This is a genomic window from Candidatus Tisiphia endosymbiont of Oplodontha viridula, assembly GCF_964264865.1.
In the GTDB taxonomy this organism is placed as follows: Bacteria; Pseudomonadota; Alphaproteobacteria; order Rickettsiales; family Rickettsiaceae; genus Tisiphia.
In genome coordinates, this window is sequence record NZ_OZ183486.1 from 1,487,801 (window position 1) to 1,513,308 (window position 25,508).

At 32.7% G+C, this 25,508-nt stretch carries 22 protein-coding genes, 1 tRNA gene and 1 pseudogene; 15 read left to right on the forward strand and 9 right to left on the reverse strand.

Annotated features, from left to right (window positions below):
* Nucleotides 1–226 precede the first annotated feature (226 nt).
* Nucleotides 227–406, forward strand: a complete 180-nt coding sequence (locus ACFEL1_RS07240; protein WP_341762122.1) for a hypothetical protein — start codon at nt 227–229, stop codon at nt 404–406.
* Nucleotides 387–1,661 carry a UDP-N-acetylglucosamine 1-carboxyvinyltransferase gene (gene murA, locus ACFEL1_RS07245; RefSeq protein WP_375330925.1) on the forward strand — a complete coding sequence of 425 codons (1,275 nt, stop codon included), beginning with the start codon at nt 387–389 and terminating at the stop codon, nt 1,659–1,661. Before ACFEL1_RS07240 ends, murA begins: the two co-directional genes overlap by 20 nt.
* Nucleotides 1,662–1,853: 192 nt before the next feature.
* Here the strand turns inward: murA and ACFEL1_RS07250 are convergent, their stop codons facing one another.
* On the reverse strand, nt 1,854–2,357 hold the full coding sequence (locus ACFEL1_RS07250) for a CarD family transcriptional regulator (RefSeq protein ID WP_341762124.1): 504 nt from the start codon (nt 2,355–2,357) through the stop codon (nt 1,854–1,856).
* A gap of 657 nt (nt 2,358–3,014) precedes the next feature.
* Between ACFEL1_RS07250 and ACFEL1_RS07255 the strand changes: the two genes are divergently transcribed.
* Nucleotides 3,015–3,089 (forward strand) — tRNA-Cys (locus ACFEL1_RS07255).
* Nucleotides 3,090–3,110: 21 nt separating this feature from the next.
* Complete coding sequence (locus ACFEL1_RS07260) at nt 3,111–4,040, forward strand: site-specific tyrosine recombinase XerD (RefSeq protein WP_375330926.1); 930 nt, start codon at nt 3,111–3,113, stop codon at nt 4,038–4,040.
* Between the two features lie 449 nt (nt 4,041–4,489).
* Here the strand turns inward: ACFEL1_RS07260 and ACFEL1_RS07265 are convergent, their stop codons facing one another.
* Together ACFEL1_RS07265 and ACFEL1_RS07270 are read right to left on the reverse strand one after the other, a co-directional pair.
* Complete coding sequence (locus ACFEL1_RS07265; protein ID WP_375330927.1) at nt 4,490–4,672, reverse strand: hypothetical protein; 183 nt, start codon at nt 4,670–4,672, stop codon at nt 4,490–4,492.
* Nucleotides 4,673–4,719: 47 nt separating this feature from the next.
* Entirely contained in the window at nt 4,720–5,700 is a 981-nt protein-coding gene (locus tag ACFEL1_RS07270) for an ankyrin repeat domain-containing protein (RefSeq protein ID WP_375330928.1), read from the reverse strand.
* Between the two features lie 195 nt (nt 5,701–5,895).
* On the opposite strand from ACFEL1_RS07270, the gene ACFEL1_RS07275 reads away from it, so the two are divergent.
* Nucleotides 5,896–6,630 carry an HD domain-containing protein gene (locus tag ACFEL1_RS07275; protein ID WP_375330929.1) on the forward strand — a complete coding sequence of 245 codons (735 nt, stop codon included), beginning with the start codon at nt 5,896–5,898 and terminating at the stop codon, nt 6,628–6,630.
* Here the strand turns inward: ACFEL1_RS07275 and ACFEL1_RS07280 are convergent.
* Nucleotides 6,551–7,876: an MFS transporter gene (locus tag ACFEL1_RS07280; RefSeq protein ID WP_375330930.1), complete on the reverse strand. Its 1,326-nt coding sequence runs from the start codon at nt 7,874–7,876 to the stop codon at nt 6,551–6,553. The two genes, ACFEL1_RS07275 and ACFEL1_RS07280, sit on opposite strands and share 80 nt — an antisense overlap.
* 644 nt (nt 7,877–8,520) lie before the next feature.
* Here ACFEL1_RS07280 and ACFEL1_RS07285 point away from each other — a divergent pair.
* The 3 genes from ACFEL1_RS07285 to ACFEL1_RS07295 all read left to right on the forward strand — a co-directional run bounded on the left by ACFEL1_RS07285 (nt 8,521) and on the right by ACFEL1_RS07295 (nt 10,246).
* Nucleotides 8,521–8,808 (forward strand): hypothetical protein, encoded by a 288-nt coding sequence (locus ACFEL1_RS07285; RefSeq protein ID WP_341763156.1) that lies wholly within the window; start codon nt 8,521–8,523, stop codon nt 8,806–8,808.
* Between the two features lie 242 nt (nt 8,809–9,050).
* Complete coding sequence (locus ACFEL1_RS07290; RefSeq protein WP_375330931.1) at nt 9,051–9,350, forward strand: MFS transporter; 300 nt, start codon at nt 9,051–9,053, stop codon at nt 9,348–9,350.
* Entirely contained in the window at nt 9,293–10,246 is a 954-nt protein-coding gene (locus ACFEL1_RS07295; RefSeq protein WP_375330932.1) for an MFS transporter, read from the forward strand. The genes ACFEL1_RS07290 and ACFEL1_RS07295 overlap by 58 nt, the downstream gene beginning before the upstream one ends.
* On the opposite strand, the gene ACFEL1_RS07300 is transcribed toward ACFEL1_RS07295, so the two are convergent.
* Together ACFEL1_RS07300 and ACFEL1_RS07305 are read right to left on the reverse strand one after the other, a co-directional pair.
* On the reverse strand, nt 10,173–10,892 hold the full coding sequence (locus ACFEL1_RS07300) for an HD domain-containing protein (RefSeq protein WP_375330933.1): 720 nt from the start codon (nt 10,890–10,892) through the stop codon (nt 10,173–10,175). The two genes, ACFEL1_RS07295 and ACFEL1_RS07300, sit on opposite strands and share 74 nt — an antisense overlap.
* 142 nt (nt 10,893–11,034) lie before the next feature.
* Nucleotides 11,035–12,807 (reverse strand): ABC transporter ATP-binding protein, encoded by a 1,773-nt coding sequence (locus tag ACFEL1_RS07305; RefSeq protein ID WP_375330934.1) that lies wholly within the window; start codon nt 12,805–12,807, stop codon nt 11,035–11,037.
* 314 nt (nt 12,808–13,121) lie between these two features.
* On the opposite strand from ACFEL1_RS07305, the gene ACFEL1_RS07310 reads away from it, so the two are divergent.
* The 3 genes from ACFEL1_RS07310 to ACFEL1_RS07320 all read left to right on the forward strand — a co-directional run bounded on the left by ACFEL1_RS07310 (nt 13,122) and on the right by ACFEL1_RS07320 (nt 14,484).
* Nucleotides 13,122–13,382 carry a hypothetical protein gene (locus ACFEL1_RS07310; protein ID WP_375330935.1) on the forward strand — a complete coding sequence of 87 codons (261 nt, stop codon included), beginning with the start codon at nt 13,122–13,124 and terminating at the stop codon, nt 13,380–13,382.
* Nucleotides 13,383–13,532: 150 nt separating this feature from the next.
* Nucleotides 13,533–13,793, forward strand: coding sequence for an IS110 family transposase (locus ACFEL1_RS07315; RefSeq protein WP_342278983.1), 261 nt, complete (start codon nt 13,533–13,535; stop codon nt 13,791–13,793).
* 7 nt (nt 13,794–13,800) lie between these two features.
* Entirely contained in the window at nt 13,801–14,484 is a 684-nt protein-coding gene (locus tag ACFEL1_RS07320; RefSeq protein WP_342278982.1) for a transposase, read from the forward strand.
* 156 nt (nt 14,485–14,640) lie between these two features.
* Here ACFEL1_RS07320 and ACFEL1_RS07325 read toward each other — a convergent pair.
* Nucleotides 14,641–15,631 (reverse strand): annotated as a pseudogene (locus ACFEL1_RS07325) (IS481 family transposase).
* Between the two features lie 589 nt (nt 15,632–16,220).
* Nucleotides 16,221–19,151, reverse strand: a complete 2,931-nt coding sequence (locus ACFEL1_RS07330; RefSeq protein WP_375330936.1) for an N-6 DNA methylase — start codon at nt 19,149–19,151, stop codon at nt 16,221–16,223.
* A 272-nt stretch (nt 19,152–19,423) separates the two neighbouring features.
* Between ACFEL1_RS07330 and ACFEL1_RS07335 the strand changes: the two genes are divergently transcribed.
* Nucleotides 19,424–20,131: an HD domain-containing protein gene (locus ACFEL1_RS07335; protein ID WP_375330937.1), complete on the forward strand. Its 708-nt coding sequence runs from the start codon at nt 19,424–19,426 to the stop codon at nt 20,129–20,131.
* A gap of 487 nt (nt 20,132–20,618) precedes the next feature.
* Here the strand turns inward: ACFEL1_RS07335 and ACFEL1_RS07340 are convergent, their stop codons facing one another.
* Complete coding sequence (locus ACFEL1_RS07340; protein ID WP_375330938.1) at nt 20,619–21,395, reverse strand: MFS transporter; 777 nt, start codon at nt 21,393–21,395, stop codon at nt 20,619–20,621.
* Between the two features lie 335 nt (nt 21,396–21,730).
* On the opposite strand from ACFEL1_RS07340, the gene ACFEL1_RS07345 reads away from it, so the two are divergent.
* The 3 genes from ACFEL1_RS07345 (at nt 21,731) to ACFEL1_RS07355 (ending at nt 25,464) form a co-directional block, all read left to right on the forward strand.
* On the forward strand, nt 21,731–23,113 hold the full coding sequence (locus ACFEL1_RS07345) for a hypothetical protein (protein WP_375330939.1): 1,383 nt from the start codon (nt 21,731–21,733) through the stop codon (nt 23,111–23,113).
* A 37-nt stretch (nt 23,114–23,150) separates the two neighbouring features.
* Nucleotides 23,151–23,762 (forward strand): hypothetical protein, encoded by a 612-nt coding sequence (locus ACFEL1_RS07350; RefSeq protein ID WP_375330940.1) that lies wholly within the window; start codon nt 23,151–23,153, stop codon nt 23,760–23,762.
* A 337-nt stretch (nt 23,763–24,099) separates the two neighbouring features.
* The gene (locus ACFEL1_RS07355) at nt 24,100–25,464 is read left to right on the forward strand and encodes an MFS transporter (RefSeq protein ID WP_375330941.1); all 1,365 of its coding nucleotides are present in this window, start codon (nt 24,100–24,102) and stop codon (nt 25,462–25,464) included.
* Nucleotides 25,465–25,508: the final 44 nt, after the last annotated feature.

Consider the following 25,508-nt stretch of genomic DNA (forward strand, 5'->3'; position numbering starts at 1 on the left):
GGCAAACTCGCTTATGCTGAGGAATTTAAAGAAGCCACGGAATATCGACCCGCAGCGGACGATGATGTACGTGAGGAGCAGCAGTAGCCGGTAGCACGAATAAGTTATACCATTTCCGAAAACTAATCATCACGTCGTCGTACTTCATGATCTCCGCTCCTCACGTACTAGTTGTACGCGAAGGTAGCCGACACTCGTACTCCGAGTAGCAATTTAGTTTTGGGAAATGGTATTACCAGCAGAAGTAGAGTTTGCCAAAGATATCTATTATTGTTTTGTAGCAAAATCGAAGGTCTTTACTTCAATTTTGCTACTCAATTTTTACCTAAAAATTTGCAAATTGGTTACCACTTTTCAAGTTTTTGTAAGTAATATAGGATTTTCCCATGGACAGTTTGATAATTAAAGGCGGTATCCCTCTTGAAGGTAGTATTAGCATTAGTGGGGCTAAAAATTCGGCCCTACCAATTATGACTGCAGCACTACTTACAGATAAGCTTAGTATTAACAATGTTCCAAAGCTTACTGATATTCTCACAATGAAAAAATTACTTGAGAATTTAGGTAGTGTTGTTACTTTAACTGATCATCAAGATCGATTGAGTATGGATATCGACAGCAGCAATATTAATAATTTTACTGCACCATATGATATAGTACGTAAAATGCGTGCTTCTATTTGGGTTCTAGGACCTCTACTTTCTAGATTTTCTAAAGCTAAGGTTTCCTTACCTGGAGGATGTGCTATAGGTGCTCGACAAGTTGATCTACATGTAGCAGTTCTACAAGCTATGGGAGCAAATGTTGACGTCGATCATGGTTATATTAATGCTGCAATTAAAGGTAGATTAAAAGCTGTACATTTTGTTTTTAATAAAATATCTGTTGGAGCAACAATTAATGCCATAATGGCTGCTACTTTGGCTGAAGGAGAAACAATATTATTTAACTGTGCTAGAGAACCAGAAATCATTGATCTGTGCCATTGTCTTAGCAAAATGGGTGCAGAAATAGATGGAATTGCTACAAATGAAATAAGAATAATTGGTAGATCTCATTTAAAAAATGTCAATTATTCAATTATGCCGGATCGTATTGAAGCTGGTACTTACATGATTGCTGCTGCTATTACTAAAGGCAATTTAAACATTTATGGAATCAGCAATAATATCGTTGAAAATATAGTATTAAAGCTTATTGAAGCTGGTATAGAAATTTTACCTATTGATAATGGTTTAAGAGTTTCTTACGTAGGTAAATTAAACCCTGTGGACATCCATACAAACCCATATCCAGGGTTTGCAACAGACTTACAAGCTCAGTTTATGAGCCTTATGACTCTTTGCAAAGGTTCTTCTATAATTACAGAAAACATTTTTGAGAATCGCTTTATGCATGTTCCTGAATTATGCAGAATGGGTGCAAATATAACAGTTAACGGAAAGAGTGCTATAATACGGGGTGTACCTTTTTTGACAGGAGCAGAAGTAATGGCAAGCGACCTCAGAGCATCAGTATCCTTAGTATTAGCTGGACTTGCCGCCAACGATACAACAAGAATACACCGAATCTACCACTTAGACCGTGGATACCAAACATTGGAGAAAAAACTAACCAGTTGCGGGGCAAATATAGTACGAATTACTGGAGGTAATGTTTAAATAAATTCGTTATATTTAGGTAGAACTTCAAGAATTAAGATTCCCGCGACCTGAAGATCGAAACTACTCCGTTACTCATGTACGTTACGCTGCTCGACTTTGCTACTGCCTAGCTCTTCTTGAAGTTATATTATCGTCTATCAACTCTTGAAATTATAGCAGTGTATCACCTTGGGAAAATGAGTTTCCAATTTACGCAGCGAGCTTATCTCTCAATACTTCAATTAATTTATTAATTGCTTCGTCAGGATTTATATTCTCAAGAATTGCAAGCTCCCCAGCTAGCCTATTTAAGGCTGATTCATAAATAGTCCTTTCACTATAAGATCGATCACTATCAACATTCTTATAGAGATCTCGTACCACTTCTGCTACAGATACTACATTACCAGAATTTATTTTACCCTCATATTCTTGTGCTCTTCTACTCCACATCCTATTACCTTGCTTAGCTTTACCCTGAAGTGTTGAATATATTAAAGCTAAATCAGTTTTACTAACAAGTTTTCTAAGACCCGAAATAGCAGCTCTGTTTACCGGTACTTTCAAAGTCATTTTGTCTTGAGGGAACGATATTACATAAACCTTAATATCAGCACCAGCTATGATTTGGTGTTCTACATTTACTATCTCTCCAACTCCATGAGATGGATATACAATTCTTTCTCCTACTTTAAATTCAGACGATGTTGACATGCTTACTCCTTTCCATTATAAAAACTTAGACCATGGTCAATTGATTTGAATTTGTGTCAGTGAGTTGCAAATAATTAAATCCTAACTATAGATATTTTGCAAATCACAATACTAAAGATAACACTCCCTAAATATACTTGAATGTGACTCCGAATTAAATTTGAAAATGAGGAAAGAACACACTAGACGTACATTATGGTACGGGAGTCCTTGATATTTTCAAATAATAATTCTTCGAAACAGAATTAGTATACAATACAGACTAATTTTACTCTGTGGTAGTATAGCATATTTTAGAAGGATAACAAAGTATAAGTTATAAAAAAATATTACCCTAACCTGAATTCGATGTAACAAGTTACATCGAATTCAGTATTATATATAGAAACAATCAGGTTTGAAGCGGTTCTACACCTGATTGTTAAAATATAACACTCCATTCAACATGTGATTTTAATAATTAAAATCACATGTTGAATGATGAAAAAAGTTAAAATGCACTCGCAGAACCGCTTTAAGAGTGCATTTTTCCTTATAACAAAGCCAGTTCGATATAAGAATTAATAATTCTTATATCGAACTGAGGTTACCCTGCCTAAAACAAAAGAAAAATAAGTTGCCTTTTGCTCTAATATTGGTTAGTATTCAAAGCCTTTAGGCTAGGTAGCAAAGTGGTAATGCCGTGGACTGCAAATCCTCAATGCGCCGGTTCGATTCCGGCCCTGGCCTCCATTAAAACAAACTGTACATAATATGGTAGAGTTTATCGAACAATTCCTAGAAATGATGATAGCGGAGCGTGGTGTAGCTAATAATTCCGTACTTGGCTACAAAGGTGATCTGTTAGATTTTCAGAAATTTTTATCACAGAATAACTTGTTAGAGCTGAATATTAAAGCTGAAAATATTAGAGACTGGATAGAATATTTATCAGGAAATGGCTTGCAGGCAAGATCAATCAACCGGAAAATATCCACTATAAAAAACTATTATGAATTTTTAATTAGCGAAAAGCATACCAATTATAATCCTGCTTTGATGGTAGATTTACCAAGATATCAAACTAAACTTCCTTCTACATTATCAATTGATAAAATCAAAGATTTACTTTTCTATTGCAATCAAGACAAAAATCCTGATTCCATACGCCTAAAAGCAATGATTCATTTATTATATGCAAGTGGGTTACGTGTTTCTGAGCTTGTCAGTATAAGGTTAACTGATATTTTAGTAAATCAAATGTCCCAAAATATTAGAAAAATATTTTCAATAATCGGTAAAGGTAATAAAGAAAGAATGGTGATAATCAACGAACAGGCTACCATGAGTTTGTCTGATTATTTAACTATTCGTAGTAAATTTATAAGCAAAAAACACCCTAAAAGTCAAATTTATTTATTTTGTTCTTCTTCAGCTAGTGGTCATATGACTAGGCAGAATTTTGCAATTCTGTTAAAACAAGCATCTATTAAGGCTGGGCTAGACCCAAGTAATATCTCCCCACATACTTTACGTCACAGTTTTGCAAGCCATTTGCTAGAAGGCGGTGCAGATCTTAGGGTAATTCAAGAACTACTTGGACATGCTGATATTAGTACTACCCAAATTTACACACATATACAAACAAAGCATCTAAAACAGGCTTTAGATCATCATCCGCTTAAATCATCTATACTCAAATGATGTAAAGAATTAATGGTATACTCAGGTAGAACTTCAAGAATTGGCGTTCCCACGACCAAAGATCGAAGCTGCTCACGTACTAATGTACGCCTAGCAGCTCGACTTTGCTACTGCCTAGCTCTTCTTGAAGTTATACTATCGTCTACCAACTCTTCATTTACGAACCTCAATTTCGGATTAATTTCATTAATCCGAAATTGGAATGAGAATGTAAACAATCAGGCTTAAAGCGGTTTGACGCCTGATTGTTAAATATTTCATTTGCTAATAATCTTATTTTTATACCAATAAAAATAAGATTATTAGCGATAATAGATTAAAATGCATTCGTAGAACCGCTTCAAGAATGCATTTTTCTGAATATTCTAGCCAGTTTTGGATTAAAATTTTTAATTTTAATCCAAAACTGAGGTTACGAGTAGTATATTATATAATACATATGAGTAATTTCATTGGTCATGATGATCAGAATCACCTAATGGTTTCATTATATGATCTTGGTGAATTATTTCATCTGTCAAACCAGTTCTTGGATTAGAAATAGGTGTTTCAAATGATAAATTGTTAACAAAACTTCTTACAGAAATTTTCATTTTTTTTGTCAGTTGTTCCGAGGCATCTAGTCCATCCATGAATGGAAAGTGGTCTTCGTCCCAGTTAAAGAGTATAGAAGGGTTATCTAATATATGGAAAATACGAAAAATTCATCTTTATCCCAATCATTAGGTAATTCTTTGTGTTCAGAAACATAACGAAATGCTTCTACAAATTTTTTTATTTCTTCTTCAAGATGTCTAGCTTCTTTTAATATTTCTTCACCAAATTTTGCTAATTTCTCCATGACGTTTTCTATCTCACAAACATTAGCATAATTTTTAAGTAGTACCATTACTGTTTCAGGGTGTTCATGTTCTATTGCTATTTCTAAGGGATATTGCTTATCATGAGGCCACCTTTCATCTAAATACTCTTGTACATTAGCTAAAGAAGGATCATTTTTTATCATCTTTTCTACAACAGTAGAAAATCCTGCCCGTATTGCAGTATGTATAGCGTGATAATAATAGTGACCATTGTTAAAAAAAACATTTACTGATGCATGATGATCTATTAGTGTATGGGCTGTATTAATATAGTCCTCCTTTTGTTCTGAATTCTTTGTAATATCACTATTATCTTCTGTATCAGAATCTACTTTAGGGTCTGTATCAGGTATGTCGTCAGGGTTTGCATCACATAGAGCTTGATATTTGGCAACCCATAGATCCAACACATTAAATAATGGTGTATTATATAATGCTCCTTTGTCCTTAAGCCAAAATCTTGTAATGTCTTTACCCCAACCCTTACTATCCACTTGAGCTCCGTGATCAAGTAATATCTCTACTGCCTGATATTTAGTGTTCAATGCTGCTTCATGTAAAGCTGTCCTTTCTTCATAACCTAACACATTTACCGTAGCACCAGACTCAATTAATAACTCTATTATATCAGTAAACCCTTCTTTTGCCGCTATATGTAATGGAGTTCTGCCATTTTTATCTTTGGCATTAATATCAAGGTTAGGCAATTCTAATATTTTTCTTACTTCCTCAATATTTCCACTCTTAACTGCCACATGTAGTTGCATAGTGCTAGCTACATCTTTATCTTTACTCATCTGATCCTCTTTTATATAATCATTATAGTTGAATTATATCATATTTTTCCTACCCACTAAGCATATTTATGAAAAAATTTATACAACATAGGTTAGAAAATATTGCATATTTTTAAAGATAAAAAGTAGTAAATGCTTTAAATAGTCAAAATTTTAGTTTATTATAACTTTATAATTAAAATATCATGGTTTCTTATGGAAGATGTTAATAACTATTGGGATAATTCAAAATACCAGTATTGTGCATATGCTGAGAGGTTGCTTAAGGAGTTAATTTTGCTAAATAAAAAAGTAAAGCAACCAATAGACATGTATGAAGTCAAAAAAGGCATCTACTATGCTAAAAAATATTATGGCAGTCAAATGAGACAATCTGGTGAGCCTTATTATTCTCATCCGATTGAAGTGGCGTATATGCTTGCCCAGTACACAGCCCTAGAAATTCCAAAATATTTCAGAACTGACATGATTGTGACTGCATTACTACACGACACCATCGAGGATACAAAACTTACCGAAAAGATGATTGCTTACATCTTTGGCAGTCAAGTGGCTAGTCAAGTAGAAGACCTGACTAGGGTCAAGTCTCATGGCAAGATTAGCTCGGCGGAAATGGTCGAAATGTTATATAAAGAAAAGAAACATGATGTGCTTTTAGTTAAGTTATTTGACAGATTACATAATATACAAACGGTTAGTGCTAAATCACCGGAAAAAGCTAAAAAGATTATAGAAGAGACCTTACGTTATTTCGTAGTTTTAGCAGAATATTTAGGGTTACCTAGCGTATCAAAATTAATACACATATATACTACTATTAATGTATTGACAGACATTGATTTAAATGCAACTAATTTTTCTTATCAAAATAATTACCAGTCGCTTTCTCTAATCTACCAAAATGCATTACACCAAAACTATAACTTATAACCACAGGTATCATTATAATTAATAATCCTATATAGCCAAAAAACTCAACTAAATACACCAGTCCGAATGAAGTTATTATATACATTATAACACGTGATAAAGCATAAGAAAAAGATGAATAAGTAAAACGTCGGAAAATTGATATATGCGTATATGTTATTGGTCTTGCTGGCACATAGTCACAGGCAAATAGCATTATACAACATTGAATAAAAAATATAGTATAATGACTAGATGTTTTTGTTATTAACATTGGGGTAAGTAACATAACAATTATAAACAAGCATAGTTTAGCTTTGATGATTTTTGGTGGATAAACTTTATAACTTAAAAAAGTCAATACTAACATTCCTATTAATTGAATTATTGAAACAATAAAATTTTGATGAATGATTTGTTCTGAGCTGAATCCAAAATCTTGCTTAAGAATATTACCACAATAAACATAAGCAAAGTAAAAACATACTGGCCAAGCACAATCCATAAAAAACAAAGCTATTATGTTTTTCCTATCACTATTTTTTTCTACAATTCCTTTCCATATAGGATTAGATTTTAAGTCTTTTTTTGAGTCACCTAAAATATTTTTTACCCGTCTTTTTGCGTCAGCAAAATCAGTAGTTTCCTTTAAAGTTGTTCGTGCTATAACACCTATTATAGCTACCCCTGCTCCAAACCAAAATGCTATACGCCAATTTAAATTATGTAAGGTTGTAAAAGATGCAATAGCTAATGCAAATGTACCACCTAATATAGAAAAAACAGAGGTTAATGCTACTACTGGGTATTGGATAGGTGGTTTTGTTATTTCAGTTAAGTATAATTGTGCACCTATAAATTCTCCCATAGATGATAAGCCTTGAAGAATTCGACATATTGTAACTAATATAGTAGCAATGAGTCCAACTTCAGCATAAGTTGGAAGATTAGCCATCACAAAACAGGATAAAGCCATCATAAAAGTTGTAATAATAACAGTTGCCTTACGTCCAATATTATCTCCTATCCAGCCAAATAGCAAAGCCCCAAATGGTCTTAATAAATAAGTAGAACAAAAAGCAAAAGCAGCATAAATTGCTGCAGTATGAGGGTCAGATTTTGGAAAAAACAACTCATTCAACAATACCGCCATATGAACATAAAGCATCAGATCAAAATACTCTAGGAAAGTCCCTATTGAAAGCAATCCAACAGCTTCTTTTTGTTCTTTCGTTAGGCTTCTTTGTTCCTGCTGATATCCTATCATTTATTCACCTTAAATATATTTATTAGTATTTATAAATACTGAAGATTTGGTTAATTAATAGCAAGAAAATTATAGTATCGAAAATTGAAATAATAAATCTTGGTTGTAACAATATCACGGTTCTATAAACAAATTACTCACCTTACGCATAACCCCCATGGCAATTTAAAAGTCATAGGAAAAACAGCCTAGCGTCTATTAGCGAGGAGCTGCAAGGCAGCGACGAAGCAATGAATGTGGATTGCCACGACCACTACGTGGTTTCGCAATGACATCTTGTACTTTCCTACAATTTTTAAATGCCATACATAAGGTGAACAAATTAGAAGGGGGAAAAAAGATATTTGGTAAAAATATAGGCTGAGATCAACGAGATGTTGATTATCAAAATCGTATCGCATACGAGTAGAATATTGGATATTGTTTATATATGAAAAACTACTTAATTTTTTTATTAAAAATTAAGTTGACTATTATTTTAGAATTGATTCTAATTAAAATATTGCAACATAAATCAACCTAATAGCATGGCAAAATATAAAATGGCTGATGATTTTGATGATAGGGATAAAGGTAACGGGAAGGAAGAAGACAAGGTAAGTCTTGATCTGTTTAAGAGTGCAGTTTAGGAATATTTAAGAAGGATGCTACACGAGTCTATACTGATGTTTTTTCAGAGGTGGGGCAATGGGTTAATGCTATTAAGACAATCACTACAATATCCTAACAAGAATGCAGAAATTTCTGTGTCTGCTGCAGTTTGGGCTGATAAACAATTAGAATCGCATTGTCAACAATTTCACTCATATCAGGGGGCATCTTCTTCCCAGCATAATGCTTCGTACGAAACTTGCCCTAGTACATCTGACTCGGAAGACGATACAGCACTAGCTGAAACTGTTAAACTCCATATGTGTTGTGAAATTATGTAGTATCAATTCTATAAATCGTCATCCCCTATGCCAATTGGTATAGGGAGTTTTTAACACAATTATATATAACTCTAGATAACATATAACTTAAGGGTTTAAACACTAATATGAGCAAATTTGTACAAGCAGATGGCAGGGTTATCTATCCCCAAACCAGCCTAACGAGAGAACAAAAAGAAGCCGTCGGATTACTTTCAATTGGGACGTTCTTAGAATACTTTGACTTAATGCTTTACGTTCATATGGCAGTACTTCTTAATGAGATTTTTTTTGAGACCACTGATTCTCACACAGCCTCTTTAATGGCGGCTTTTGCCTTTTGTTCAACCTACGTTTTTCGACCTATTGGGGCATTAGTATTTGGTTGGTTGGGCGATAATATAGGACGTAAATCTACCGTTATCATCACAACTTTTATGATGGCTGTATCATGTCTTGTCATGGCTAATCTTCCTACCTATACCCAGATAGGGGTTGCAGCGGCTTGGATAGTAACAATCTGCCGCATTGTGCAAGGTATATCTTCTATGGGAGAGAAGTAGGTGCTGAACTTTATATAACGGAAACGATTAACCCACCAGCCCAATATGCAATTGTCGGATCATTAGGAGTTTCTGCTTCCCTAGGAGCATTAGGTGCTTTAGCTATTGCCTCACTTGTTACTTCTTATGGCTTTAACTGGCGTACAGCATTTTGGATAGGTGCAGTAATTGCATTGATTGGTTTTATTGCAAGAACGAAGCTACGAGAAACGCCTGAATTTGCTGATGCCAAACGTCAACTAAAAGAAGTTTTTGCACAAACTAATACAGATACCAGTACTTTAGTAAAAAATCCTATTTGGACAGAAAAAGTTAATAAAAAAACAATATTAGCTCTTTTTTTCTTACAATGTGCTTTACCTGTAGGTTTTTATTTTATTTATATATATTGTAGTAATATTTTACAAACTAACTTTGGTTATACAATTGCTGAGGTTATTCATCATAATTTTATTCTATGTCTAATACAGCTCTTGGTCGTATCAATATTATCTTATTTAAGTTACAAAATATATCCACTATTAACCATGAAAATTATACTCATAATATGTTCTATTTTTATCATATTTTGTCCATATTTTTTGAATAATCTTCATTCTCCGTTTGAGTTATTTTTAATTCAACTCTTTATCATTTTATTTAACGAATGTTTAGGTCCTGCTATGCCAATTATTTATAAACATTTTCCTGTATTTAAACGTTTCACCTGTGCTAGCATTATATTCGCTATATCACGTGCTTTCGTGTCTGTTATTACTGCTTTTGGTTTCACTTATCTTGTTAACCATTTTGGCTATTGGGGATTATGGGTTATTATGATCCCTACAATTGTGGGGTTCGCATACGGGCTATTACATTTTGAAAAGTTGGAGAAAGTGGCGGGGAATTATCCATAGAATTTTGATGATTATGTTGATCAAACTGCTGTATGGATAAATTTTTATAACATAATGCAGTTAAGTCTTGTGTTATTGTTGGTATTTTTAAATGCATAGCAATGATTATAAAATTTTTTACGGTTTCTTCAATAATCTTCCTAGCTTTTTCAGGTGATTTAACTCCTAGAGTTTGTAAGTTGTGAACTCGGTCAAATAATTTAATCAATGCCACATCATATTTTTCTTGTTGAAGTAATATATCTAATGTTTCTGCCGAGCTAATCTTGCCGTGAGGCTTGTTCCTGCTTAAGTCTTCTACTTGACTAGCAACCTGCTCCCCAAAAATATAAGCAATCATTTTTGCGGTAAGTGTTGTATCCTCAATGGTGTCATGTAGTATGCTGGTAACAATAATGTCAGTACGAAAAAGATAATCAGAGATCATATACGCCACCTCTAGTGGATGAGAGTAATAAGGCTCGCCTGACTGCCTCATTTGGCTACCATGATATTTCTTGGCGTAATAAATAGCCTTTCTAACCTCATCAATATCTATTGACCGGTTTATTTCCTCATTCATCTTATGTAATTTGTCCAGTAATCTAGTAGCATATTGACAAGGTGCATACTTTGAGTTGTCAAAATAATTAATATCTTCTTCCATAAAAACCATAAATATTTTTATATTCAGTTTATAGATTAAACTAAAATATAAATTATTACCAAGGATTTTTTATCTATTTTTAAAAAAGATGAATATTTTTGTATTTTGTTGTTGTGTGAATAGACAGCTACTCCCTTTATGTTCACTTATCCCCCTCCTCTAATTCCTTATTATATAATTTATAATATTCCGCTTTATTGTCCATAAGTTGTGAGTGAGTTCCTTGTTCAAATATCATACCAGATTTCATAACAACTATATGATCAACATCCTTAATGCTCGATAAACGATGTGTTATAATTAGGGTGGTTTTATTCTCACGAATATTTACTAAAGAATTTAGAATTAATCGCTCAGAATTTTGGTCTAATGAACTTGTTGCTTCATCCCAAACTAAAATTGCTGCTGATTTCAAAAAAGCTCTAGCTATCGCTAAACGCTGACGTTGTCCACCTGAAAGTGTTGAACCTTGATTACCAATGATCGTATCATACCCTGCAGGCAGATTTGAGATAAATTGATGAGCATCAGCATATTTTGCTGCTATAATAATCTGATCACGAGTTGCATTTGGATTACCATAAGCAATATTTTCTGCAACACTAGTGTCAAATAATGTAGTATCTTGAGTTACTAAAGAAATTTGCTGCCTTAAAGAGTCAATCCTTATATCTTTAATATCATAATTATCAATTAAAATCTGTCCGCTAGTTGGGTTATAAAATCTTACTAATAAATTAGATAACGAAGTTTTTCCACTGCCAGAACGTCCAACAAAAGCTGTAGTTTTCCCTGGCATTATTTTTAGATTAATGAGCTTTAAAGCTACTTTATTATTAAATTTTAGCTCGACATTGTTAAAAATTATTTGTGGATTAACTAACTGAACATTTTGAGCATTTACACTATCTTTAATAATAGGCTCAGTATCTAGAATATTAAAAACTCTTCTTGTTGCAGCAATACCCTCTTGTAGGTTTACATTTAAAGAAACCAAACTTTTAAAAGGTCTATAAGCTGCAAGAAATGCAGCAATAAAAGCAAAAAATGCTCCTGGTGTTGTTTCTCCTTTTATGACTAACAACCCACCATACCAAATAAGCCCTCCAACTGTAATACCACTTAATACTTCCATGATTGGTGAGACCAATGCATCCAATTTTGCAGTTTTCTTTAGAAAACGTAAAATATTGCTAGAGAGCAATAAAGCTCGATTGCTTTCAATCTTCTCTCCTAAAAAGGACTTAACAATTTTAATTGACTGAAAAGTTTCATCTAACCTAGAAGTATAATTAGCTAATTCCTCTTGAGCTTGACCTGATATTCTACGAATTTTTTTCCCTAATTTCTGTATTGGATAAATTGCTAGGGGAAATGCTAGAAATACTATACAAGATAACCTAGGTTCTAACGTAAACATCACTATAATAAGGCCTACTACTGTAAAAAAATATTTGGCACAACCTACTAGTAAATTCGATATAGCACCACGCATCATGGAAATATCGTTAGTAAAACGTGATATTAAACGCCCCGATGATTGAGATTGAATAAATAGAATATCGGCAAACAATAGATGCTCATACATCTTAATTTGTAGATCAGTTAAAATTCTCTGACCAACAAATTTAATTAAATAATTTGAATAATATTCAGCTATCCCTTTAATAGTAAATGTTATTACTACCATTAACGGTAAAAATAATAACATTTGACGATTGCCTATTAAAAATATTTGATCAATAGTTGGTCGCACTAAATCAACGATACAAGCAGTACACATAGCCGTAATTACCATACAAAATACTGCTATGCTGATCTGTTTGAGATATGGTTTTATATGATCAACTATTAACCTTCTTAAAGTACTATAGGCACTGTAGTCATACTTTATTAGATTATGTTTTTTTTGCAAAATTCTCTCCTTCAGTTTGGTAATTTGTTATATAGCTAACCAAGGTTAGTATTTATCCATAGCAAATTGGCGTCATTGCGAGACCACATAGTGGTCGTGGCAATCCATATTCATTGGATTGCTTCGTCGTGCTTACGCACTCCTCGCAAGAGCAGAGAGAGTGTTTTAAAAATTTCCTTCCACCCGTATATATATTATCGTTTCAGCAATCTTATGATTCTCTCAAAAAATTTCTATACTGTTTTTTTAGCAAAATTCCCCAAATTTAACCTACAAAAAAATCTATTTTTAACCCTATTACAAGGGAAGGAAATATGACAGAATCGTTAACTTTTTCTCGCCCTATAGTTGAAAATCAAGATATTATCTTTTATAACATAGTCGGTAATTTTGTCCCACCTGAATGGCGAAATCTTACCAATAATTGTGGTAAACAATTAAGTAAAACGTCTCGTCAACTTTTATCGTTGATAGTTTCTTGCACGAAAACTGATAGCTACAACAATACACAAGAATTACAAGAAGGCTATCATTTTTTCGAGAAAGAGCTAGGTTCTTATATCTTTAAATTATGATATAAGTAATTGTAAGAGGGTGACTTGATAGGTTCTTGATTGAAATAATCGTGCACAGAATAAGTACCCTCTTACAAGGTTTGCTTTGAACAAATTGCAGAAGGTGCTGGAAGCAGCAGCCTTGCACAATAAGATGAAGGAGATTATATCATGAGTAAAATAATAGGTCTAGATGTAAGTAAAAAATGGTTAGATATATGTTTATATGAGTCTAACAATAAACCGATATATAATCGTTTTTCCAATGATAAGTTAGGGCATGAAGAACTGATAAAATTAATAAAAGAGCAAGAAATTAAGATAATAGTATGTGAGCCTACTGGAGGTTATGAAGCAGAGATTTGCCAAGAATTGTATAATAATAAGCAACAGATACATAAGGTCAATACCTATAGTTTTAATTCTATTTAGTAAATCGGTGAATTTGTGTAAAACTGATAAGAAGGACGCATTTAAATTAGCATATTATGGCGATAAGATGCAACTTACAGCTAATTATTTATATCAAGTTGAATCAGAGACTTTGAAGAGATGTCAGCAAAGGCGAGAAGATTTAGTATTAATGCTTAGCAATGAAAAGAAGAGGCTACATCATAGTATTGATGGCATTGATAAAGAGAGTATAGAAAAACTCATTAAATTTTTACAGAATGAAATAGCTGAGCTTGATAAGAAATTAAATGAGGTAATAGATGAATCAGAAGAGTTGAAAGAGAAGGTAAAAATATTAGAGAGTGTGCCTGGTATTGGTAAATGCGTAGCTAAAAAACTAATTAGTTTTTTACCTGAATTAGGAAATAAAAATTATAGTAGTAACGAATTGTCAGCAATTGTGGGGATAGCTCCTTATGCTCGTGATAGTGGTAATAAGCAAGGACGAAGATTTATTAGAGGTGGCAGGAAAATACCACGAGATGCTTTATACATGGCGGTATTGGCGGGGAAAAATGGTGTCAAAAATAGTTTTCAATATTTAAAAGCTTTATATGATAGGCTTGTTAACAATTTTAAACCTAAAAAGGTTGCTATAGTTGCGTGCATGCGTAAACTACTTGAAGTGTGCCATAAACTTATTCAACAAAAACGTTGTTTTGTTATTTAGATAAATATTTTTTATTTTTTTGAAAATTTAGATAAAAGATAATTGCTGTTGACAAAAATTATAGTTAGGAAAGAGGAAAGAAAGTTGCCATAGTAAGAAGAAATGGTAGTTTCTAGTTATGTACTAGTTACGACTTAATCTGACAATAAGTAATAATCAGGCAGCTTGATAAGTAATAGCCAAGTTGTCTGATATTCTCTCTATATTACTAATATTTTTATCTTTAGCAATATAAAGTGAATCTCTAAAAGTTTGCATTGGTGTTTTACCAAAACAATGTTTACCTGAATGAGACCTTTCGTTATTATAATTTGTAAGCCAAGTATCTGATATCAGCTTGTAACTCATCTAATGTATTATAGAGCTTTTTACGGAATAGAATGTGATAGCACTCTTCCTGCATAGTTTTGTGAAAACGCTCACATATACCATTAGTTTGAGGGCTATATGCTTTAGTTCTAGAATGATCTATATTCTCAATACTAAGATATAGTTGATAAGCATGATTCTCAGGTTTACCACAATATTCCGTGCCTCTATCTGTAAGTATTCGAAGCAAAGGGATATTATACTTTTCAAAAAATGGAATAACCCTATCATTCAAATGGTCTGCTGTAGTAATAGCTGTTTTCTCGGTATAAAGCTTACAAATAGCTACCCTAGAATAAGTGTCTACAAAGGTTTGTTGGTAGATACGTCCTATGCCTTTAATGTTTCCAACATAATAGGAATCTTGAGAGCCAAGGTAACCAGGATGCATGGTTTCAATCTCACCAGTTGCTTCACGTTTATTCTTGATTTTCTCAAGTACAGCAAGTTGTGCATCACTCAAAATAATACCAGCATTTGCAACTTTAGCATCCAATGCTTTTAGACGTTTTTTGAAATTCTCTAAATCATGACGTAGCCAAACAGACCTTACTCCACCTCCAAAGATAACGATACCTCTCCTACGTAATTCATTAGCAGTACGTTCCTGACCATAAGCAGGAAATTCAACAGCTATATTAACTACTGCATCCTCGATATTAGATGGAACACGATTCTTCAAACATGGCTTCTTTCTAGTCATCTCAAACAAAGATTCTGCTCCACCTTGCTCATGCAGTTCCTTATAGCGGTAAAATGTATCTCTGCTATAGCCCATTACTTTACAAGCTTGCTATACGTTTCCTAGTTGTTCTGCTAATTGTAATAAACCAATTCTTGGTTTTATAATTTTTTCTTGATATGTTGTCATCTGACAGTCTCCTTAATAAGAGGTTGTTAAAATTTGCTGGGTATGATTTTATTCCATATTTTCGTACCCAACAACTCCAAACTGTCAGATCAAGTCTTTACTTTTACACCAGTCATAAAATTGCTTAAGTTACACTTTGCGCAACCAATATAACCTTTTTGTCCAGTAGTGTGACTCAGATGTACGTGAGGAGCAGAGTACCGGTATCACGCACAAATTACCAGCAGAAGTAGAATTTTCGAAGAGGTCTAATTCCTCTGAGGCAACTCCAACTGATGACGAGTCAGACTGCGATTCAGATTCTGATATAATTATCAATATCAACTTTTATATTTTCTATTTTTTCAAGTTCTCTTTTTACATTATTTTTTATTTCTTCGATTTTACGATATTTTTTTGCTATCTCCTTTTGTTTTGGTAAATCAAATTCACCTGTTGCAGTAATTGGGATTTTGATTTCAATATTTCTTGTTCTTTCTATGGTTGGCTTGTATTCCTAGTTAAAGTTATTTTTATCTAATACTTTTTGTAATTCAAACGATAGATATAAACAATCAAGGTTATCACATTTTGGGATGTACAATCTTGCATCTCCATTTATGCTAAATTTATGTTTTGACCTATAAAAAACTGTGCCAGCATATCCATTGGTGGTAATCTGGATAGATTCAACATCATGATCAAAATGATTTATATAACCTAAAACACCATCTTGTTTTGTGTTTGCTGAGTAGACAGGATACGAACCTTTATGTTTTTTAATATAAGTCTTAGTGTATTTTGCTATTCCTTTTTTTATATTAAAAACATCCTCTATTTTTACACTTTGGCAATACTCGATTGCATCATCAATTTTGATAACAAGTTTATCTATTTTATGTTTGTATTCCCCAACTTCTTGCTTAATTTCAGAGATTACTTGATATTTTTCTATAATATCTTGTTGGATGTCAATATCAAGATTCCCATCGACATCTACAGGTAATCTAATAATGATATTCTGCATATTTTTTAGAGAAGCTCTTAATCCCCTATCAAAACCATAAACGTCCTTAATTCTGTCTAGCTCAATCATTAAATATTGTGGCAAGATAGTATCTTCTAATATTCTTATTGTTCCACAATGATCAGTTGTTGCAAATGGGATGTACTTTCTAATAAAATTAAATTTAAAATCACCATCAATACCCCATATAACAAAATTACTATCAAAATCTTTTATATTACTATCTTTTATCAAACCAACTGGATTAAATACATTTGCACTATATGCGGGTATATTGCCAGCTTTAATATTTATTAAATCCCTTTTTAAAACTCTTTTACCTATAAATAATTTAAAATAGCTACAATCATTTAAAGGTATTTCTAAGTACTTTTTTTTTTCTTGAGTTACATTAAAACCAATATCTTGCAAAGATGTAGTAAACTCATTACAGCTCGTTACTAAATCGCTAATTATATCACTAAACTCACTAATTGAGACTAATTGGTCTATTTTTTCAATACCTAATTCAATTTTTTCTTCTTTACTCCACCATCTTTCTACAGACCAATTTTTATCACTGTCAAATTCATTTATCGAAACTATCTTACACCTCTTATCATGATTAAGAGTTGTAAAATACTTCTTATTGCCCTTAAAAGCATTATATAAATTAACAGCTTCTTTTAAGTCATCTTGCTCAATATCAAATCTGTAGATATCTCTACTTTCACCTATTTCACTGACCAAATAAGTGAATACAGGATCAGTTTGAATATCAGAAATATCAGATTTTTTTGTAATTGCTAAAATATAGGTCTTTTTTTGTGTTGTAAAAAATGTCTTTAATGGCAAAGAAATAATTGCATCAATATAGCAACTATCCAAAATATATTGCCTTAAATTTTTATCATTCTGTCTATTAAAGATACCGTCAGGTACAACTATAAAAGCCTTGCCACCTTTTTTTAGAGCTTTAATGATCCACTCCATAAAAAGCCCTTCAATACCCATAGCATTGATTTTATAGTGGTTTTTTAAAGTAAGACTCTTAGATATTTCTTTTTTTAAATTACTACTTCCACTTGTTACATAAGGGGGATTTGTTAAAATTAAATTATATTTCTCTTCTTCTGCTTCAGAAAGCGTACCAAGTATTGAGTTTGTTTTTAAAATGAAACTATCATTAAATATTTTAGCAAATTCTTTAGTTAGTCCAATATTGCCTTTTATAAGTTCACAAAAATAAATAAGCATATTGGCTTTTGCTAAAATGATGGTTTTTTGTTCATCTTTGTCAAAACCTTTATCAAAACCAACTATTTTAACTTTTTGTATTATTTTATTGTTTTCAACTTTAAAAAGCTTATCAAGATTGTCTTTTATAAATTCTAACGGAAATTTACCCACTCCGCATGCTGGATCGCAAATAGTCATCCCTTCTTTTAACTCACCTTCTGCCATTTCATTGATAGCACAAACAACTTTAATCGGAGTAAAAAACTGCCCCCATTCCTTTTTACTGATACTTTCTTTTAAAAAACTTTCGAATAACTTACTTTTAAAATCATGGTCAATATGTTCAAGTTTCCCATAATCTCTAAACTTGTGTAACACTTTTCTAAAGACTGTTCCATAACTATCAACAGCTTTTTGTTCTTTGCTGATAAATATGCTGCCATTTATTATGGTGGTCTTGTCTAGAACATTTTCAGGAAACAGCTCCTTTATTTGTGGTCTGATAATATTTGCGTAATGTTGCAAAACTGTGTTAGTTTCATTGCCTTCTTCATACATCCGCAGTAAAGTATAAAAATTATAAGTACCTTGCAATATTTTTAAATCACTTAGATATTTGAATATAAATAATTCAACAAATGTGTATAAGCAATTCTCAGGGGTTGCACCACTAACACTCCAAACATCTTGCCATATTTGTTTTGCTAAGTCGGTTGGATTGATTAGTTTTTTTGGTAAGATTCTATCATTCTTTTCATTTATTGATTGTATTATTTCATTGATAACTTTTTGCAAGTTTGGATCTTTGGAGTCAAAAAGATACTTAAAATCATCACCTTTTTCGTTTTTTACGTTATTACCAGTAGCAACATTAATCCATACCGTTTCTTGGGTATCAGTTGCAATAATTAATTTTGTTTTTAGTTTTTTGGCAACCTCAATTTCTTGTAAAATGGCATTATTTTTTTTATCCTTGGTATTAAAGTTTTCAGGTAGTTTAAATTCCACAATAGCAATAACTTCTTTTTGTTTTGTGATAATGGCATCAACTCTCTTGTTTGATATATCCCCATAATCTATACTTCTTATTATATCAGCTTTTTTTAAAGCATTAATAGTTGTTGCACCAATATCATAAAAATTCCAAGTCCCTATTTTTTTGGGATTCTTGATTAAATCTCGTTGCAGAAGTTCTTCGCTCATAACTAAATCACACAATTATTCAATAACAAATCAAAAAGTAGTATTATTGTCCCTTTAGTTATATCCAAAACAAAACTCATCGACAATAGATATTTAAGATATTTTTTACTAATCTTATGAAATTGTCCAATAACGCGAATTCGGGTAAACTGTAATTTATACAACATAAGTTAGAAAATATGCATCTTTTTAAAAATAAAAAGCAATAAATGCTTTAAATAGTCAAAATTTTAGTTTATAATAACTTTACAATTAAAATATCATGGTTTCTTATGGAAGATGTTAATAACTATTGGGATAATTCAAAATACCAGTATTGTGCATATGCTGAGAGGTTGCTTAAGGAGTTAATTTTGCTAAATGAAAAAGTAAAGCAACCAATAGACATGTATGAAGTCAAAAAAGGCATCTACTATGCTAAAAAATATCATGGCAGCCAAATGAGGCAGTCCGGCGAGTCGTATTATTCCCATCCGATTGAAGTGGCGTATATGCTTGCCCAGTACACAGCCCTAGAAATTCCACGATTGTTTAGAACCGACATGATTGTGACTGCGTTACTACACGACACCATTGAAGATACACAACTGACCGAAAAGATGATTGCTTACATCTTTGGCAGTCAAGTGGCTAGTCAAGTAGAAGACCTGACTAGGGTTAAGCCTCATGGCAAGATTAGCTCGGCGGAAACACTAGATTTACTATTCCAGCAAAAGAAATATGATGTGGCATTAATTAAACTTTTTGATCGGATTCATAATTTAGAAACTGTTGGTATAAAATCTCCAAAAAAGATTAAAAAAATAGTAGAAGAAACTATAGGTACATTTATACTTCTTGCTGCCCACCTAGAAACAAGAGATGTAGAAAACAAAATAATTCAACTTTGTATAGACCTTACTAGGAAGGAATCTACAAAGCCTCTTCCCTTTGGAAGTGATGAGTATCTACTTTCTCTAGTTCTTCAAAATGATATATAGCATATATAAAAGCTACAGATGCAGGAATCATAATGACTAAAATTCCCCAATGACCTAAGAAATTTGTACAATATACAAGTGAAAAAGAAGTTACTATATATATGAAAGCACGTGATAAAGCATATGCAAAACTAGCGTAGGTAAAACGTTTAAAAACAGGCAAATACTTATAACAGAGTGGTATTGCAGGATTTACCGTGGTGCCAAATACGGTAATAAACGTTTGAATTAGTAATATATCAAATGCTGATTCAGCGTTATTTAGTAAATATGGACAAGATATAATAAAAATTAAGAATATTGTTAGTCTAATTTTTAAGATCTTTAACGGGTATATTTTGTAGCTTAAATATGTTAATACTAACAAACTACAAAAGTGTATCATCGATACTATAAAATTTTGGTGAATAATTTGTTCTGCATTAAGGTGAAAGGAATTTTTTAAAATACTTCCACAATATATATATGCAATATAAAAACATACTGGTCATGAACATTGCATAAAAAATATAGCTAAGGCAGTTTTATTGTTAACTTTTTCTTTCCAAATGGCACTTTTTTCTACAATTTTAGAATCTTGATTAGTTTTGATTACAGCTTGTTTGACCCTACGTTTTGCATCAACAAAATCAGGAGTTTCTCTAAGCCTTGTTCTTGCAGCAGCTCCAATTACTGCAACTCCTGCTCCTACCCAAAAAGCATTGCGCCAATTAAAACCATTAGATATAACAAGTGATGCAATACCTAATGCAAAAGTTCCGCCTAAAGCACTACAAATTGACCCAGTTGCCATTACAGCGGGGTATTGTATAGGTGGCTTGGTGATTTCAATAACGTAAATATCGGCTCCTACTACTTCCCCCATGGAAGATAGACCTTGAACTATACGGCATATTGTAACCAACCAAGAGGCAGTAATACCTATTTGAGCATAAGTTGGTAAATTAGCCATAGCAATACAAGAAATCGACATCATAAAAGTTGTTATGACAACAGTATGCTTACGACCATAATTATCTCCTATCCAACCAAATAGCAAAGCCCCAAATGGACGTAAAACATAAGTGGAACAAAAGGCAAATGCTGACATTACAGAGGCTGTCTTAGGATCAGTAGGCTCAAAAAACAACTCATTTAACAGTACAGCCATATGCACATAAAGCATCAGATCAAAATACTCCAAGAACGTCCCGATCGAAAGCAATCCAACCGCTTCTTTTTGTTCTCTAGTTAAACTTCTTTGTTCTTGCTGATATCCTATCATTTATTCACCTTAATATATTTATTAATACTATATAGATATTGATGATTTGGTTGAACGATAGCAAGAAAAAATAATATAGAAAATTGAAATAATAAATCTTGGTTGTAACAATATCACAATTCTATAAACAAATTAGAAGGGAGAAAAGAGATATTGGTAAAAATATAGGCTGAGATCAAAGGATGTTAAATATCAGAACTAATATAGTTATGTGAGTAGAATATTGGATATTGTTTATATTACGAAAAATAATTAATTTTTATTAAAAATAAGTTGACTATTATTTTAGAATTGATTCTAATTAAATTATGGTAATATAAAATCAACCTAATAGCATGACAAAATATAAAATGGCTAATGATTTTGATGACGGGGATATGGGCAAAGAAGACTCTGCTTATATTACTCAGTTTGAGAATGTTATTAATGATATCAAATCTCAGCTGCATTCCACTAACCCAGCTGAACTAGCGAGACTCAATAGTGCTATAAGCAGTTTGTTAGCTAGTAATCTTCCAGCAAAAATACTAAAAAGTTTAGAAGCTTTACAAGCTGCTGTTGCCAAAGAAGAGCAACGTGCTGAACAAAATATTACTTACAGGCAAGAAGAAGCTAGAGAAGCAGTTGAGTTACAAAAGCAGATAGACTTTTTAGAAAAGGAGGCTGAGAGGCTAGAAGCTAAGCGGTCAGCACAATTTCACCAAGAAAGCATAAAATTAAAAGAACAACATACAGATTTTAACAAAAATGCTGATGCATTTTTAACCGCAAGGGAAAGCTGGACAAATCAGTTGCACGATGTGGTTAAAGATCTTAAAGATGGCAAAGATGTAGAAAGTGAACTGCAGAAACTGGTAAAAAGCGAAGATCAGATTAAAAAACAAAATACAGAATATAAAAATTTACTTGAACATCGTGATAAAGTACATGAACATTATGATGGAGTAATGAAGCACGATGAAAAATTAAAAGAAGAAAAAGTAAAGTTAGAAAAAGCTAAGATAGAAAAGGAAAAGTCGAAGGATGTTCAGTCGATAAGTGAAATTGACACGATAAAACAAAAAATAAAACATCAGGATAAGAAAATTACGGATTTTGCTCCAGTTGTGGAACAAGCTCAAAAGCAGAAAGATGAGGTGGATGCTAAGATTCAGAAGATAGAGGCGGATAAAAATGAAGATAAGGAATTTAATGATCTTGATAAGTTAGTTAAACAATTACAACAGACAGATCCTGATAAACATAAGAAATTAAGTAAATTTACTACTTTACTTAAAAATCAAGAAGAAGCTATTACTGGCAACGGCATAGTTAATGATACATTGCTTCGTAGTGAAGTTACCAATAAAACTAAAAATGCAGAAAATTTAGAACCTGAAATAGCAGGAACTAACGCACCATCTTCCCCCTCTAAGCTAACTGAAGTAGCAAATGATAAAACACCACAAGATTCTAAAACTATTGACCAAGAACAAGATAAAACACCAACAACCAATCTTAATAAAACTCTTAAAGACGAATCACATAAGCTTGGGGATAAAATAATACAAAAATTAGGATATGATGACCAAGTGGCAGTAATGAATCAAGTATCAGAAAAACACTTAGATCAGCATATTACTAAGGGATTATCTGAGGCAAAGCCTGTTCCTCTAAAACCTGTGCCAACTCCTAATCCCAAATTTACTACCTTGAATAAGAATGAAAAACAAAGGTAACTATTAACTATATTAAAATTTAAATAATAGGTAAATTATGGCAAAATCGAAAGACTCTCCAAAAAGATATGTAGACTCAAATAAAACTATATTACGCACTAGTAATAATTTATATGAATATGCTTCTGAACAATTTGACAAGGCGGAAGGTGCAAAAGAACAGGTTGGCTTAGTATCTCAAGTGATTGGTGGATATAAAGCAGTTGCTAGATGTTGGAACGAATCATTACTCTTCGGAAATGCAGCAGCAGCTGCTGGACTTGCTTATCTTTATCGCGAAGGTTTAGGAGTAGAAAAGAGTGAATATAAGGACAAACTTTACGTATCTATTGGAGCTAAGTTAGGTGATCCTTCTTGCAAAGAATTACTGCCTCAACGAGATCATAAAGATGTTGCTTCGGAAGCTGCAAAATGGCTTAAAGCTATTCAAGTCATCACCACAAGATATCCCAACAAGGATGCAGAAATTTCTGTGTCTGCTTCAGTTTGGGCTGATAAACAATTAGAATCGTATTGTGGGCAATCTCACTCATATCAGGGAGCATCTTCTTCCCATCTTAATGATTCGTACGAAACTTGTCCTGATACGTCGTTTGAGTCGGAAGAAGATGTAGCACTAGGTGGAAGTACTGCTGCATGTATGTTGTGAAATTATGTAGTATTAAACTGGTCAATACTAGGTCATCCTCGCCTACGCGGGAATGACCTCGTTTTTACTTTGTAACTCACCTTACGCATGGCATTTAAAAGCCATAGGGAGAATAGCCTAGAGTCATTGCGAGAAGCCACTTTGGTGGCGAAGCAATCCAGTAACATCATTTATCTATAGATTGTTTCCTAGATTGCTTCGCTTACGCTCGCAATGACGCTGTGGTATAGGTATTTGTAAACTTTCAACAGTTGTGGGGGTTATGCGTAAGGTGAGTTTGTAAGCAATTAATTATATACAACTCTAGACAATATAACTTAAGGGTTTAAACACTAATATGAGCAAATTTGTACGAGATGACGGCAGAGTTATATATACTCAGACCAGTCTCACTAAAGAACAAAAACAAGCTGTCGGCTTGCTGTCGATCGGGACATTCCTAGAATATTTTGACTTGATGTTATATGTTCATATGGTAGTTTTTCTTAATGAGTTATTTTTTGAACCAACAGATCCTCACACAACCTCTTTAATGACGGCTTTTGCCTTTTGTTCAACCTACGTTTTTCGACCTATTGGTGCATTAATATTTGGTTGGTTAGGCGATAATATAGGGCGTAAATCTACCGTTATCATCACAACTTTTATGATGGCTGCATCATGTCTTGTCATGGCTAATCTCCCTACCTATGCCCAGATAGGGGGTACAGCGGCTTGGATAGTAACAATCTGCCGCATTGTACAAGGTATGTCTTCTATGGGTGAAACAGTAGGTGCTGAACTTTATTTAATAGAAACGATTAACCCACCAGCCCAATATGCAACAGTTGCATTAATAGGGGCTTTTACTTCCTTAGGAGGTATGGGTGCTTTAGGTATGGCAACACTCGTTACCTCTTTTGGTTTTAATTGGCGTCTAGCATTTTGGCTAGGTGCAATAGTGGCATTAATCGGTTCTATTGCTAGAACAACACTAAGAGAAACGCCTGAATTTGCTGATGCTAAACGTCAACTAAAAAAAGTTTTTGCAAAAACTAATACAGATACCAGTACTTTAGAAAACCATCCTATTTGGATAGAAAAGGTTAGTAAGAAAACATTTATAGCTCTCCTTTTATTACAATGTGCTGCCCCGGTATGTTTTTATTTCACCTATATGCATTGTGGTACTATTCTTAAAACCAATTTTGGTTATACAACGGTTGAGGTTATTCATCATAATTTTATTATCTGTATAATACAATTTTTAATTGTGTTAATATTAGCTTATTTAAGTTACAAAGTTTATCCTTTATTAATTCTTAGAATTATATTCATAATATGTTCTATTTTTATTTTATTTTGTCCATATTTGCTGAATAATCTTCATTCTCCGTTTGAGTTATTTTTGATTCAGATAGTTATTGTTTTATTTTGGCAAGGTGATGCACCAGCTGTTCCTATTTTTTATAAAAACTTTCCTGTATTTAAACGTTTTACCTGTGTTAGCATTACATTCGCTATGTCTCGGGCCTTGATGTATGTTATTACTGCTTTTGGATTCAACTACCTTATTGAATACTTTGGAAATTGGGGGTTATTGATTATTATGATCCCTATAAATATAGGATTCGCATTTGGGTTATTACATTTTGAAAAGTTGGAGAAGAAGAGAGAAAATTATTTTCAACCAAAAATTGATTCGGCAACAAAGGTTGGATAATATATAGGTAAATGTTAATAACATAAAGTAAAGGTTTAAATACT

Excerpts from the sequence above, each read along its gene's own strand:
- ACFEL1_RS07280 (WP_375330930.1), bottom strand. The coding sequence starts at position 7,876 with ATGATAGGATATCAGCAGGAACAAAGAAGCCTAACGAAAGAACAAAAA.
- ACFEL1_RS07285 (WP_341763156.1), top strand. The coding sequence starts at position 8,521 with ATGCTACACGAGTCTATACTGATGTTTTTTCAGAGGTGGGGCAATGGG.
- ACFEL1_RS07310 (WP_375330935.1), top strand. The coding sequence starts at position 13,122 with ATGACAGAATCGTTAACTTTTTCTCGCCCTATAGTTGAAAATCAAGAT.
- ACFEL1_RS07335 (WP_375330937.1), top strand. The coding sequence starts at position 19,424 with ATGGAAGATGTTAATAACTATTGGGATAATTCAAAATACCAGTATTGT.
- ACFEL1_RS07260 (WP_375330926.1), top strand. The coding sequence starts at position 3,111 with ATGGTAGAGTTTATCGAACAATTCCTAGAAATGATGATAGCGGAGCGT.
- ACFEL1_RS07240 (WP_341762122.1), top strand. The coding sequence starts at position 227 with ATGGTATTACCAGCAGAAGTAGAGTTTGCCAAAGATATCTATTATTGT.
- ACFEL1_RS07340 (WP_375330938.1), bottom strand. The coding sequence starts at position 21,395 with ATGATAGGATATCAGCAAGAACAAAGAAGTTTAACTAGAGAACAAAAA.
- ACFEL1_RS07330 (WP_375330936.1), bottom strand. The coding sequence starts at position 19,151 with ATGAGCGAAGAACTTCTGCAACGAGATTTAATCAAGAATCCCAAAAAA.
- ACFEL1_RS07250 (WP_341762124.1), bottom strand. The coding sequence starts at position 2,357 with ATGTCAACATCGTCTGAATTTAAAGTAGGAGAAAGAATTGTATATCCA.
- ACFEL1_RS07345 (WP_375330939.1), top strand. The coding sequence starts at position 21,731 with ATGACAAAATATAAAATGGCTAATGATTTTGATGACGGGGATATGGGC.
- ACFEL1_RS07265 (WP_375330927.1), bottom strand. The coding sequence starts at position 4,672 with ATGGATGGACTAGATGCCTCGGAACAACTGACAAAAAAAATGAAAATT.
- ACFEL1_RS07270 (WP_375330928.1), bottom strand. The coding sequence starts at position 5,700 with ATGAGTAAAGATAAAGATGTAGCTAGCACTATGCAACTACATGTGGCA.
- ACFEL1_RS07290 (WP_375330931.1), top strand. The coding sequence starts at position 9,051 with ATGGCAGTACTTCTTAATGAGATTTTTTTTGAGACCACTGATTCTCAC.
- ACFEL1_RS07300 (WP_375330933.1), bottom strand. The coding sequence starts at position 10,892 with ATGGAAGAAGATATTAATTATTTTGACAACTCAAAGTATGCACCTTGT.
- ACFEL1_RS07355 (WP_375330941.1), top strand. The coding sequence starts at position 24,100 with ATGAGCAAATTTGTACGAGATGACGGCAGAGTTATATATACTCAGACC.
- murA (WP_375330925.1), top strand. The coding sequence starts at position 387 with ATGGACAGTTTGATAATTAAAGGCGGTATCCCTCTTGAAGGTAGTATT.
- ACFEL1_RS07275 (WP_375330929.1), top strand. The coding sequence starts at position 5,896 with ATGGAAGATGTTAATAACTATTGGGATAATTCAAAATACCAGTATTGT.
- ACFEL1_RS07350 (WP_375330940.1), top strand. The coding sequence starts at position 23,151 with ATGGCAAAATCGAAAGACTCTCCAAAAAGATATGTAGACTCAAATAAA.
- ACFEL1_RS07315 (WP_342278983.1), top strand. The coding sequence starts at position 13,533 with ATGAGTAAAATAATAGGTCTAGATGTAAGTAAAAAATGGTTAGATATA.